The 12,864-nt window shown below is 61.8% G+C and carries 11 protein-coding genes; 7 read left to right on the top strand and 4 right to left on the bottom strand.

The features are described from left to right. Positions 1 to 18: 18 nt before the first annotated feature. A complete protein-coding gene (locus tag AABQ55_RS12800; RefSeq protein WP_272805266.1) occupies positions 19 to 1,164 on the bottom strand; it encodes a porin in 1,146 nt (381 codons plus the stop codon). A gap of 320 nt (positions 1,165 to 1,484) precedes the next feature. Here AABQ55_RS12800 and AABQ55_RS12795 point away from each other — a divergent pair, with 320 nt between their 5' ends. Further along, a complete protein-coding gene (locus AABQ55_RS12795; RefSeq protein ID WP_272805265.1) occupies positions 1,485 to 2,261 on the top strand; it encodes a 2-keto-4-pentenoate hydratase in 777 nt (258 codons plus the stop codon). A gap of 18 nt (positions 2,262 to 2,279) precedes the next feature. Here the strand turns inward: AABQ55_RS12795 and AABQ55_RS12790 are convergent, their stop codons facing one another. Beyond that, entirely contained in the window at positions 2,280 to 2,552 is a 273-nt protein-coding gene (locus tag AABQ55_RS12790; protein WP_003168944.1) for a hypothetical protein, read from the bottom strand. 765 nt (positions 2,553 to 3,317) lie between these two features. Between AABQ55_RS12790 and AABQ55_RS12785 the strand changes: the two genes are divergently transcribed. Then, entirely contained in the window at positions 3,318 to 3,809 is a 492-nt protein-coding gene (locus tag AABQ55_RS12785) for a hypothetical protein (RefSeq protein ID WP_272805264.1), read from the top strand. 766 nt (positions 3,810 to 4,575) lie between these two features. Here AABQ55_RS12785 and wrbA read toward each other — a convergent pair. After that, complete coding sequence (gene wrbA / locus AABQ55_RS12780) at positions 4,576 to 5,175, bottom strand: NAD(P)H:quinone oxidoreductase type IV (protein ID WP_272805263.1); 600 nt, start codon at positions 5,173 to 5,175, stop codon at positions 4,576 to 4,578. Positions 5,176 to 5,346: 171 nt separating this feature from the next. Between wrbA and AABQ55_RS12775 the strand changes: the two genes are divergently transcribed. The 4 genes from AABQ55_RS12775 (at position 5,347) to AABQ55_RS12760 (ending at position 8,391) form a co-directional block, all read left to right on the top strand. After that, positions 5,347 to 6,102, top strand: a complete 756-nt coding sequence (locus AABQ55_RS12775) for a competence/damage-inducible protein A (RefSeq protein ID WP_272805262.1) — start codon at positions 5,347 to 5,349, stop codon at positions 6,100 to 6,102. 65 nt (positions 6,103 to 6,167) lie between these two features. Beyond that, complete coding sequence (locus AABQ55_RS12770; RefSeq protein WP_272805261.1) at positions 6,168 to 7,010, top strand: universal stress protein; 843 nt, start codon at positions 6,168 to 6,170, stop codon at positions 7,008 to 7,010. 122 nt (positions 7,011 to 7,132) lie between these two features. Beyond that, positions 7,133 to 7,630 (top strand): xanthine phosphoribosyltransferase, encoded by a 498-nt coding sequence (gene gpt / locus AABQ55_RS12765; protein WP_064329880.1) that lies wholly within the window; start codon positions 7,133 to 7,135, stop codon positions 7,628 to 7,630. 179 nt (positions 7,631 to 7,809) lie between these two features. Next, positions 7,810 to 8,391: a hypothetical protein gene (locus AABQ55_RS12760; RefSeq protein ID WP_272805260.1), complete on the top strand. Its 582-nt coding sequence runs from the start codon at positions 7,810 to 7,812 to the stop codon at positions 8,389 to 8,391. A gap of 222 nt (positions 8,392 to 8,613) precedes the next feature. Here AABQ55_RS12760 and AABQ55_RS12755 read toward each other — a convergent pair whose 3' ends face one another. Then, complete coding sequence (locus tag AABQ55_RS12755) at positions 8,614 to 9,009, bottom strand: hypothetical protein (RefSeq protein ID WP_272805259.1); 396 nt, start codon at positions 9,007 to 9,009, stop codon at positions 8,614 to 8,616. 6 nt (positions 9,010 to 9,015) lie between these two features. On the opposite strand from AABQ55_RS12755, the gene AABQ55_RS12750 reads away from it, so the two are divergent. Next, on the top strand, positions 9,016 to 12,834 hold the full coding sequence (locus AABQ55_RS12750; RefSeq protein WP_272805258.1) for a vitamin B12-dependent ribonucleotide reductase: 3,819 nt from the start codon (positions 9,016 to 9,018) through the stop codon (positions 12,832 to 12,834). Positions 12,835 to 12,864: the final 30 nt, after the last annotated feature.

Below are 12,864 nucleotides of genomic sequence, written 5' to 3'. Positions count from 1 at the left end.
TTTCGTCTCGACTCTGCCCTAGAAAAGCACGCCAGCCTCGAACATCCCGCGAACCTGGTCGCGCTTGTCGAAACTGGACCCTAAGCCGTAGCCTTCGGTGACCCGATCAATGCGGGTGTACGAGAGCTCGGTGCGCGCGAAGAAGATCCCGCGCTGGTAGGTCGGCGTCACTGTCAGCGACCACGCCCTGCTTTTCGGCCCGTAGAGTAGATTGGTGGGGGCACAGTCAGCGGCGACGCCGCAATCTCCTCCGCTTGAAGCGATATACTCGGCGCGTCCAGCGATCGAGAAATTCTCATCGATCGCATATCGAGCCAGCAGTGCTCCGCCGAATGTTTGAGCCGAGCGATCGATCCCGATGTCCCTGTTCGAGCGGACCGTTGTGTATTGCAGGTAGGGCTGAAGCGTCAGCGGGCCGTCGACATAGGTGTAGATCACATTGAAGATGCTGCTGTTGTTCTGCGCCAGTGGCGTCGCGGCGCCGGTCTTGCCGGACTCTGCAAAGTTGCCTGCGGCGACAAGCGTGATCGTGCTCGACGGCGTCGCCGCATAAGACACCAGACCGGATACCCAGTTGTAATTCCCTGAGTAGAAACCATCATTGACCGACACCGAAGCGTTCAGCGGCCCATTGCTATAGTTCACCTGAACACCGCGGCTGATGGCCGGCTCCTGGTTCCAGAGCAAGCCGCGCGCGATATTCAAATTCTGGAACGTGAAGGTCGATTCCGCGCCAATCAACGTCGGCAGCAAACCAGCCTGAACTGAGAAATTCGGCGATAGCTGGAGCTTGCCATAGGCAACCGGCACAGGCCCGTAGAACTGATCGGTTACGTCGGTTGCGCGGGTATAGGCCGAGCCCAAAGCGGGCAGCGAGTAGGCGCCAGCCTGAACGAAGAACGTCAAAGGCGCCCCAGTCGTTTGCACCTGTATTTGGGCATTGCCAATATCGAGGAGGGGATCCGCCGTCCGGGGATCGATGCTAGGAATGCCGTTCCTCTGCGCATTGCCGATACCTGTGAGCTGACCGGTGATATGAAGCCGGCCAAACACGCCCGCATCCGTACTCATCGGATCGGGGTTCGGGCGCAGAGGACCACCAAAGCTCGGCGCGCTCAGGGGTTCCGCCGCTGCCTGGCCAAGACCCATCATCGAACCGGCCATGATCGCGACCGCGCCGACCGCGCCCCGGCAAAGCGTCCGCCGACGCCGAGACCCCGGTCTTGTTGGACGACCGGCCTCGGCTGTGGCCGTTGCGGCGGGTGCGAGGGACGGTGTAAGCGGCTTCATACCTTCAGATCCTTCCGGTTTGGTGGGACCCTCAAGCTAAATAGAGCCGCATATTATTTCGACGGGAGCTCAGCCGCGCTGCGATAGTATTTTCATAAGAAAAAGCCCTGACAAAAATATACGTACTCATATAGTCGGATTTTTATTTGACTGAGCACGACTTTGCGCCCTCTCTCGCGCGGGAGTGTGCTTCTATGATTGACCAAAATCTCGACTATCTCGCTAACTTGCTTTGCCAAAACCGTCGGCAGGGAATTACCTCAGATATTCCGTTCGATCTGCTTCGAAGCGAGGATGACGCCTGGGCGGTGCAGTCAGCAGCAATCTCGGCCTTCGCCAATGACGCGGTAGGCTACGCCCTGATAGGCACTTGCCCCGCCATCCGCAGCACGCTTGGCCTTGCCAGTCCCATCTACTGCCCGATCCCTGTGGGAACAGTTCTTCAGGACTCCCACGGGCCGTTCCGGCTTCCCCAAGGCTTCATCGGAGCACAATGCGAAATCGTCTTTACGATAGGAGGTCCCCTGAGGGCGGACCATTGGCCCATCACTCGCGATCAATTTTGCAAGGCGATCCTCAGCTACCAACCGGCTATCGGTCTTGTCGGGCGACGTGGTCACCTGACTGAGCAACCGCACCTGGCCGCCATCGCTGACTATGCGTTCCATGTTTCGACGATCGTCGACAAATATCATGAGCCGACAGGCCTGGAGGCCATCGACAGGATCGACATGCGAGCGTCGATCAATAACGTTCCGGTGTTTCAGTCGGCATCGGGAGAGGGGCTGGTTGATCCGATAAACTCTGCGCTCTGGCTCGTGAATGACCTGATCGCCAGAGGTAATTATCTCAGCGCCGGCGATATCGTAGCAACCGGATCGATCATCCCGATGCTGCTGCAAATCCTTCCTGGTCAGGAACTGAAGGTCGAGTTGTCAGGCGTTGGCGACGCATCCGCACGGTTCCTTTGAACCAACAGAAGCAGCCGATCAGACGGCCAACTGATGGCCACTGAAAATGTAGAGACCCAACGCCGTCGCCGCCAACCATAGAGCCTCATCCCAATAGGTGAACCTGGTCTTGCCGAATCGTTCGCCGCGATGAACTGCGTAAGCGACGGCCATTACGCCGTATATGCCGGTCCACAGCGCGAATGTGGCAAGGAAGTTCTCGCTCTTCAGAATGTAGGCGATTGCCGCAGCGACGACCAGCTTGATGCCATAGCGCCCAATGTGCTCTCGCGACTGCTCGTCTAACCGCATAACACGCCTGGATCGTTCGTTAGATCAGGCCGAAGACGAGAGACAGCCGGTAGCCGACATACCCAACGCCGATCGCGGTAATCGCCAGGACAAGCAGCAAGCCAAGCCCACCATTCCCTGGCTCTTTCTGAGGGCGCGGTGCCTCGTTCTGTTTGTTCCGGACTCGATTATTCCCAGCCATTTCCGATGAGCGCTCCCTCCGCGCTCCAGTGCGCAGCTATGTCTAGGACGCTGCTGCATAGGAATTCGAGAGGGACGACCTTCAAGCTACATAGCCAGTTTTTATTTGCGGACGCTCGAAATAAACCCGAGGCTGTTGAACGGTGGGGGCAAGGTTTCAGCGAAGCCGACCGTATTACTGAGCAGAAGGACGTCGATCGCCAGGAGGACGAGCGCAAACCCAAAAAACAGCGATATGGCTGTTTTCCGTGGTCGTGGGGACGGACGCCGAATGCAACTCGGCGTGATCTCGTGATCTAGTGACGTCAAAAATGCTTCCATAGGCTATAGGCCGTTGGAAGCAGGGCGAAGGTCGCGGCTATGATAAACATCGCCGACAAAACAATAATTTCCACAACGATCCTTTTCCACCCACTTCCGTTAGTACTCGCCGATACCTCCTTGTCGCCCTCGGGAAAATTCGGCTTGGTCTTCTCGGTCTTGGCAGTCTGGGGATAAGGCATTGGTCCGTTCAACCTCGATGTCCGTACTTGAACCCCGACGCTTTGAAGCACCAGTGTTCAACAATTCCGATGTGAAGCGACCATGCGTGAGTTGAAGATAAAGGCGGTACGCGCCGCGCATCTGGCCAAAGGTCTTGGCGGCTTCGACTGCATCCTGCCGATACGGGAAGGCGACATCGTCTGCGTCACCATCCGTGCACAAGCGCCATTGCCTGTCGTAATCTTGAAATATCCAGAGCACGGGCGCTACGCCTTGCGCTCGACAAGAGCAATATTCATCAAAGGCACGCATTACTTCAGAACCGCCACAGTCGATTCAACTGCGTATTGCGTTGCCTCAAAGCGCATAGGAATTCGAGACTGCCGCATGCCTCAAAAAATAAAATTCCCTTTATTCCAAGACCGATGTCGAAATCAGACCGCTATATCTTCTAGCAGAGCTGATGTTCGAAGAAGGGGACCATCACCGAAACACGCGAGAACCGTGAATGACCAAATCGTATGTTCAGCGTTCCTGCAAACAACACGGGCTGCAAAACGAACGCCGACAGGAGGGCGTTCCGACGCGATTTGATGAACCGTCCTCAGTCACGAGGGCATGCGTAAAAGATTGGTGCGGACGACGGGACTCGAACCCGTACTCTCACTGAGAAGCAGATTTTCGTACCACTTCGGCTTTCGCCGCCGCCGTTCGGCGTTCGTGGTCTGGACTGTCCCTTCGCCATGGCCCGAAGGCTTTAGGCGCCGCCCGTCCAGTCTCTACACCTTCCCCAAACGGGGCTTGGCTCGGGATTGGCTTGGGGCATTTGCCCGTTAGCGTTCCCCGACTTTGAGCGGTTCTACTCCGCAGATTTCCCTGCGGGCACTCCAAATTAAAGTCTGCTGCGTCTACCGATTTCGCCACGTCCGCATTCTACCGCCGATTCTATCCTTCGCTGTCTGCTCCTATTCTGCACCTAGCGTCGAACCAGCCTTCTATCCCCTCCGAACTGCAGCGCCAATAAGGCATTGAAACCAAGTCACTTCTTGCCCTTCCAACTTTTTTGCGGATTGGTAGAAAAAAGACTTTTTAAGTCCCTTGCGTCTACCAGTTTCGCCACGCCCGCGTGTCCCGCTTTTCGGAAAGTCGAGGAGGTTCGTCAATAGGGCGTTCCGGAAATCTCCGGCCTTTCCCATCTCGGAAAGAGAGCGATGAAGCCGAACCTTCGGATGTCGGACGATCGAGGAACCGGATACCCGCGTTTCGCGCGGTTTGCGGGCGAGGATATATCGCGGCTACGAAAAGCGGCGCGGCCTTATGCAGGCCGCGCCGCTCTGTTCGGCGACGTTTCAGGAGAACGTCAGGCCGAAAGCTTGGCCGCGATCCTGGCGACATGGGCGCCCTGGAAGCGGGCGGCGTCCAGTTCGACTTCGGACGGCTGGCGCGAGCCGTCGCCGTCGGTGATCGTCGAGGCGCCGTAGGGCGAGCCGCCCTTGACGGCTTCGACGCCCATCTGGCCCTGGAAGGCATAAGGCAGGCCGGCGACGACGAGGCCGTGATGCAGCAGCGTCGGGATGAAGCCGAGGATGGTCGATTCCTGGCCGCCGTGCTGGGTGGCCGAGGAGGTGAAGACCGAGCCGACCTTGCCGACAAGCTTGCCCTGCGCCCAGAGGCTGCCCGTCTGGTCCCAGAAATTGCGCATCTGCGAGGCGACCGTGCCGAAGCGCGTGCCGGCGCCGACGATGATGGCATCGTAGCTGGCCAGCTCGTCGACGGTGGCGATCTCGGCCTTCTGGTCGAGCTTGAAGTGCGAGGCCGTCGCCACCTCTTCCGGCACCAGCTCCGGAACGCGCTTGACGGTCACCTCCGCCCCGGCCGACTTCACGCCTTCCGCCACGGCATAGGCCATGGCTTCGATATGGCCATAGGCCGAGTAGTAAAGAACCAGTACGTTTGCCATCGTCGTCTCCTGTTTCGATGATGCCTTTCCGCTTGATCGCGGCGTCTCGTTGGATGTAGCACTTCGGGGTGGCGGTCCCCCAGCGGCCGCCCGGTCGACAGACTGTTCACCCGTCATTGACAATGCCGTTCCTTCCGGTCGGCATTTCTGTCCGAACTTCAGAGAGCGCCCATGAGTTCCCGTCCCATCGCCACCGCCGCCATGCTCGCCATCGGCGACGAACTGCTCTCCGGGCGCACCAAGGACAAGAATATCGGCCAGCTTGCCGACGTGCTCTTCCTCGCCGGCATCGATCTCAAGGAGGTGCGCATCGTCGGCGACGACGAGGACGCGATCGTCGAGGCGCTGAATGCGTTGCGCGCGCGCCATACCTATGTCTTCACCTCCGGCGGCATCGGCCCGACCCATGACGACATCACGGCGGATGCCGTCTCGAAGGCCTTCGGCGTGCCCTGCCTCTACGATCCGCTCGCCATGCAGCTGCTTGGCGCCATGTACGAGCGCCGCGGCGTGGAGTTCAACGCGGCGCGCCAGCGCATGGCGCGCATGCCCGAAGGCGCCGTCCATATCGAGAACGCCGTCTCGACGGCACCGGGCTTCCACATCGGCAATGTCTATGTCATGGCCGGCGTGCCGCAGGTCTTCACCGCCATGCTCGACGCCGTCGTGCCGAAGCTTGAAGGCGGCGTGCCGATGCTCTCGCGCTCCGTCGCCTCGCCCTTCGGCGAGGGCGACATCGGCAGCGCGCTGGCGGAGATCCAGAAGAAGCACCCGGAAACCAGCATCGGCTCCTATCCGCGCTTCAGCGAGAACCGCTTCTCGACGGAAATCGTCATCCGCAGCCGCGAAGACGCTCCGGCGGAAGCGGCCGAACGTGATATACTCCAGATGATTGCCGAAATCGCCGCGGCCAAGGCCGCGTCTTGATCCCGATCAAGGTTTGGCGACACCGGCAGGCGCATGCTTCCAGGGACCCAGAACAGGAGGCCGAAATGACCTACAAGACCATCGTGGCGGTGCTGAGCGCCGCCGAGGACGCCGGCAAGGTGACGGACCATGCGCTCGCGCTTGCGCGCAGCACCGGCGGCCATGTCATCGGCATCCATGCGGAAGCGCCGGTCGTGGTCACGCTGATCGCGCCGATGGAATATCCCGACCCGAACGCCGTGCTCGACCTGCAGGAGCGCGCCCAGCGCCAGTCGCGCGAGGTCGAGCAGGCCTTCAAGTCGCGCTGCGAACGCGACGACATCTCCTATGAATGGCGCCTCTTCACCGGCACCGCCGGTTATGCCTCGGCCGGCGTCATCGACAGTGCCCGCGGCGCCGACATCGTCATTGCCGGCCAGTTCGACCCCGATCTCGACGGCCCGGCGCGCGAGGACATCGAGGACCTGCTCTACGAAAGCGGCCGCCCGGTCTACCTCGTCTCCAACGCGCCGGCGGGTCCCGCGCCGATCGAGCGCGTGCTGCTCGCCTGGAACGGCTCACGCGAAGCGGCCCGCGCCGCCTTCGACGCCCTGCCCTTCCTGAAGGGCGCGAAGGAGGTCGAGATCTTTACCGTCGATCCGCCGGAAAACGCCATGCAGTCGCGCGATTTCTGCGGCGTGGAGCTTGCGGCGACGCTCGCCCGCCACGGCGTCAAGACCACGGTCGCCTCCGGCGCCTCCGACGGCCATTCGGTGGCCGAGGTGCTGAACCGGCGCGCGACGGACATCGATGCCGGCCTCATCGTCATGGGCGCCTACAGCCATTCACGGCTGCGCCAGCGCCTCTTCGGCGGCGTCACCAGCGCCATGATGCGCCATGCCCGCGTGCCGACGCTGATGTCGCGGTAGGCCCCGCCGCCGCGACTTCGCTGTGGATCGCCCGGCTTCTGCGGCCGGGCGATGATTTTCATGGGGGCCGAACTGCGTTAGGGAGAAGGAATCTTCTTTTTTCCGCCTATCAGGAGCCCGCCATGTCGCTGCCCGACAAAGCCTTCCCCGTATCCTGGGACCAGTTTCATCGCGACGCGCGCGCGCTTGCCTGGCGGCTGGCGGATGGCGGGCGCGAATGGCGGGCGATCGTCTGCATCACCCGCGGCGGCCTCGTGCCGGCGGCGATCGTCTCGCGCGAGCTGAACATCCGCGTCATCGAGACCGTCTGTGTCGCCTCCTACCATGACTATGTCTCGCAGGGCGAAATGCATGTCCTGAAGGGCATCTCGGAGGAGCTCAGCAAGGAAGGCGGCGAAGGCATCCTCATCGTCGACGACCTGACGGATACCGGCAAGACCGCCGCCGAGGTGCGCGCCATGCTGCCGAAGGCGCATTTCGCCGCCGTCTATGCCAAGCCGAAGGGCCGCCCGCTGGTCGACACCTTCGTCACCGAGGTCAGCCAGGACACCTGGATCTATTTCCCCTGGGACATGGGCTTCACCTACCAGGAACCGATCGCCAAGGGCACGCGCGGCTGAGCCTCTCGGCGGCGAGAAACGTCTTCAATGTTGCATCGCAACATACTGATCCGATTTTTCTTTTTCCGATAGCCGGTGGATGCGGGACCGCGCCTGCCGGCTTAATCTTTCCGCAATTCGCGCAAAGGATAGTGCTTGTGTTCACCGTGTGCCAACGGTGACGGGAGGCATGGGCACAGATGCGTTATGCAAGGCCGGCATTCGCGGCGACCCTCGTCGGCGCGCTGTTCTTCTGCGAAACGGCCGGCGGACAGCCGGACGTGCGCATCACCGCAGTCACCGAATTCATCGACGCCGCCGTGCGCCCCTGGCTGGACGAACCCGCGATCCTCAACGCCGTCATCGCCCAGAACGCCGCCCATGCCGGGCTCAGCCAGGCGGAGATCGACGATCTCGACGCCCGCTGGCGCAGCGAGCTTTCCAGCGCCGACCGGCCGATGATCGAGGCGCAGCTCTCCAATCCGCTCTCCCTCTACCTCAAGGGCCGGCAACGCGCGGCGGACGGCCTGATCACCGAAATCTTCGTCATGGACAATCGCGGCCTCAATGTCGGCCAGAGCGACGTCACCTCCGATTACTGGCAGGGCGACGAGGCGAAATGGCAGAAGAGTTTCGGCGCGGGTGCGCTCCATATCGAGGAGGCGGAGCGCGACGAGTCCACCCAGCTCATGCAGTCGCAGGCAAGCCTGCCGATCCGCGACCCGGCGACCGGCGCCGTCATCGGCGCCATCACCATCGGCGTCAATCTCGACGCGCTTTGACGCTACGGCAGAGAATCACTTTATCCACGGTTCACAACTTCGTCCGGATGGCTATTCCCGGATGTCGGGGGTGGAAAAGATCCCGGGAATTCACCTGTTATTTTTTTCGCTTTTCCACAGCCACATGCTTCGCCGTCTTTTCTTTTGCCCCGAACCCGCTGATTTTTCAGGCGTCCGGCGATGTCCCCATTTTCCACAGCCGGCAGGCACAAGATGTAGCGTTCAAACTTCCATCACAAACCAACCCTTGACGGGAATCGGCCAGATGAGGTTAATGAATTCAAGTTGCGGCGGCGACTGGACCGTAATGTTACGAGGTCGGTTCTCATCACGAAATCGCGTTTGATGCGCATGTGGCCGGGTGGATGATCCGCTCGCCGCAGGGGTTTTTTCGCGCTCGTTTTCCTGAAACGCCACCGCATCCGATTGGGCTGGAAAAAAGAAGCTGTTGATACTATATTTAGTATTTGCAGCCAAACTCAGCACAAGATACAGGAAGTCGAGATTGATCGGCTTTCCCGCACGGACTGGACGATTTGGGCTGGCTGCAAGCAGTTGCGGCCGGACGGGGATAAATTGCGCCCTGTTTTTAAGGCAGGATGCGGCAGCGAAGGACAACGGACAATGCGCATAGAACGTCGTTTCACCAAACCCGGCCAGTCGGCCTATGCGGAGATCGAATTCCGCAAGGCCGTGAGCGAGATCAAGAACCCGGACGGCTCCATCGTCTTCCGCCTCGCCGATATCGACGTGCCGGCCCAGTTCTCCCAGGTCGCGGCGGACATCCTTGCCCAGAAATATTTCCGCAAGGCCGGCGTGCCCGCGCGCCTGAAGAAGGTCGAGGAGAACGACGTCCCCTCCTTCCTGTGGCGCTCCGTTCCCGACACCGAAGCCCTGAAGGCGCTCCCCGAGGGTGAGCGCTACGGCTCGGAAACCGACGCCCGCCAGGTCTTCGACCGTCTCGCCGGCACCTGGACCTACTGGGGCTGGAAGGGCAAGTATTTCGCCTCCGAGGAAGACGCTGCCGCCTTCAAGGACGAACTCGCCTATATGCTCGCCACCCAGCGCGTCGCCCCGAACTCGCCGCAGTGGTTCAACACGGGCCTGCACTGGGCCTATGGCATCGACGGCCCCGGCCAGGGCCATTTCTATGTCGATCCCTTCACCGGCAAGCTGACGAAGTCCAAGTCCGCCTACGAGCATCCCCAGCCGCACGCCTGCTTCATCCAGTCCGTCGAGGACGACCTCGTCAACGAGAACGGCATCATGGACCTGTGGGTGCGTGAGGCGCGCCTCTTCAAGTACGGCTCCGGCACCGGCTCCAACTTCTCGCACCTGCGCGGCGAAGGCGAAAGGCTTTCGGGCGGCGGCCGTTCCTCGGGCCTGATGAGCTTCCTGAAGATCGGCGACCGCGCGGCGGGCGCCATCAAGTCCGGCGGCACGACGCGCCGCGCGGCCAAGATGGTCGTGGTCGACATCGACCATCCGGATATCGAGGACTACATCAACTGGAAGGTCAAGGAAGAGCAGAAGGTGGCGGCCCTCGTCACCGGCTCGAAGATCGTCGCCAAGCACCTGAAGGCCATCATGAAGGCCTGCATCAATTGCTCGGCCGATGGCGACCAGTGCTACGACCCGGCGGAAAACCCGGCCCTCAAGCGCGAGATCCGCGCCGCCAAGAAGGACCAGGTTCCGGAAAACTACATCAAGCGCGTCATCCAGTTCGCCAGGCAGGGCTACAAGGACATCGAGTTCAAGACCTACGACACGGACTGGGATTCGGAAGCCTATCTCACCGTCTCCGGCCAGAACTCCAACAACTCCGTCTCGCTGAAGGACGATTTTTTGCGCGCCGTCGAGAATGACGGGGACTGGAACCTCACCGCCCGCAAGGACGGCAAGGTGATGAAGACGCTGAAGGCACGGGACCTGTGGGAATCGATCTCCTACGCCGCCTGGGCCTCGGCCGATCCGGGCCTTCACTTCAACACGACGATGAACGACTGGCACACCTGCCCGGCTGCCGGCCCGATCCGTGCGTCGAACCCGTGCTCGGAATACATGTTCCTCGACGACACGGCCTGCAACCTCGCCTCGCTCAACCTTCTCCAGTTCAAGGACGCGGCGACGAAGAAGATCAACATCGCCGACTATGAACACGCCGTCCGCCTGTGGACCATCGTGCTCGAAGTCTCCGTGATGATGGCGCAGTTCCCCTCGCGCCAGATCGCCGAACTCTCCTACGAGTACCGCACGCTCGGCCTCGGCTATGCCAATATCGGCGGCCTGCTGATGTCCTCCGGCATTCCGTACGATTCGGCCGAAGGCCGCGCCATCGCCGGCGCCCTGACCGCCATCATGACCGGTGTCGCCTATGCGACCTCGGCCGAGATGGCCGGCGAGCTCGGCCCGTTCCCGAACTTCGCGCCGAACCGCGAGAACATGCTGCGCGTCATGCGCAACCATCGCCGCGCCGCCTACGGCGAGACCGTCGGCTACGAGGCCCTTTCGGTCAATCCGGTCGCCCTCATCCATGCCGATTGCTCGGATGAGGCGCTCGTCGCCCATGCCGTCGCCGCCTGGGACAAGGCCGTCGAACTCGGCGAGAAGCACGGCTACCGCAACGCCCAGACGACCGTGATCGCGCCGACCGGCACGATCGGCCTCGTCATGGACTGCGACACGACCGGCATCGAGCCCGACTTCGCGCTGGTGAAGTTCAAGAAGCTCGCCGGCGGCGGCTACTTCAAGATCATCAACCGCGCCGTTCCCGAAGCCCTGCGCACGCTCGGCTATTCGGAAAGCCAGATCGCCGAAATCGAGGCCTATGCCGTCGGCCACGGCAACTTCAACCAGGCGCCCGCCGTCAACCCCGGCGCGCTGAAGGCCAAGGGCTTCCCGGACGACAAGATCGAAGCCGTCAATGCAGGCCTCAAATCCGCCTTCGACATCAAGTTCGCCTTCAACCAGTGGACGCTCGGCGCCGACTTCCTGAAGGACGTGCTGAAGGTCTCGGACGAACAGCTCGCCGACATGTCCTTCAACCTCTTGGAGCATATCGGCTTCACGAAGAAGGAGATCGAGGCCGCCAACATCCATGTCTGCGGTGCGATGACGCTGGAAGGCGCCCCCTTCCTCAAGGCCGAGCATCTGGCGGTCTTCGATTGCGCCAATCCCTGCGGCAAGATCGGCAAGCGCTACCTTTCGGTCGAAAGCCACATCCGCATGATGGCCGCCGCCCAGCCGTTCATCTCGGGCGCCATCTCCAAGACGATCAACATGCCGAACGAGGCGACCGTCGAGGACTGCAAGAACGCCTACATGCTCTCCTGGAAGCTCGCGCTGAAGGCCAACGCGCTCTATCGCGACGGCTCGAAGCTCTCCCAGCCGCTCAACGCCTCGCTGATCGAGGACGCGGAGGACGAGGACGATGCGGTCGAGGCGCTGGCCGCCGCGCCTGCCGCCGCCCAGGCCGTCACGGTGACGGAAAAGATCGTCGAGAAGATCATCGAGCGTGTCGTCCGCGACCGTGAGAAACTGCCGAACCGCCGCCAGGGCTACACCCAGAAGGCCGTCATCGGCGGGCACAAGGTCTATCTGCGCACCGGCGAATTCGGCGACGGCCGCCTCGGCGAGATCTTCATCGACATGCACAAGGAAGGCGCCGCCTTCCGCGCGATGATGAACAACTTCGCCATCGCCATCTCGCTCGGCCTGCAGTACGGCGTGCCGCTGGAGGAATATGTGGAGGCCTTCACCTTCACCAAGTTCGAGCCGGCCGGCATGGTGCAGGGCAACGACGCCATCAAGAACGCGACGTCGATCCTCGACTATGTCTTCCGCGAGCTTGCCGTCTCCTATCTCGGCCGCCACGACCTTGCCCATGTCGATACGTCCGATTTCTCCAACACGGCGCTCGGCAAGGGCATCCAGGAAGGCAAGACGAACCTGATCTCGACCGGCTGGACGCGCGGCCACAAGCCGACGCTCATCCAGGGCGGCCAGGCTGGCGATCGCCCGCTCGCAGAGCCCAAGGGCGCCGCCACCGCCGCCCCGGCCAAGGCTTCGTCCGTCAGCAACATCACCTCGTTCGCCGGCAGCGCGGCCCGCAAGATCGAGCCGGTGACGGCGATCTCCCCCTCCGAAATCGTCGCCTTCAAGCGCGACTACGAGGAACGCGCCGCCGAATTCGCGGAAGAAGTGGCGGACGAGGCAGCCGAGGAGACGCCCGAAGGCGTGACCGCCCTCTTCTCCGACAAGGCAGCCGCCGAAGCCGCCAGTGCCAAGGCCGACGCCAAGAAGCTGGAGAACGAGCGCCGCATGCGCTCCATCGCGCAGGGCTACACGGGCAACATGTGCTCCGAGTGCCAGAACTTCACCATGGTGCGCAACGGCACCTGCGAGAAGTGCGACACCTGCGGCTCGACGAGCGGCTGCAGCTAATCGCCGCCCTTTACCACAGGACAGACGAGA

The sequence above is a fragment of the Shinella sp. WSD5-1 genome, from assembly GCF_963942435.1.
Lineage (GTDB): Bacteria > Pseudomonadota > Alphaproteobacteria > Rhizobiales > Rhizobiaceae > Shinella > Shinella yambaruensis.
The sequence above is the reverse complement of the archived record's forward strand: the minus strand, read 5'-3'. Positions and strand labels throughout refer to the sequence as shown.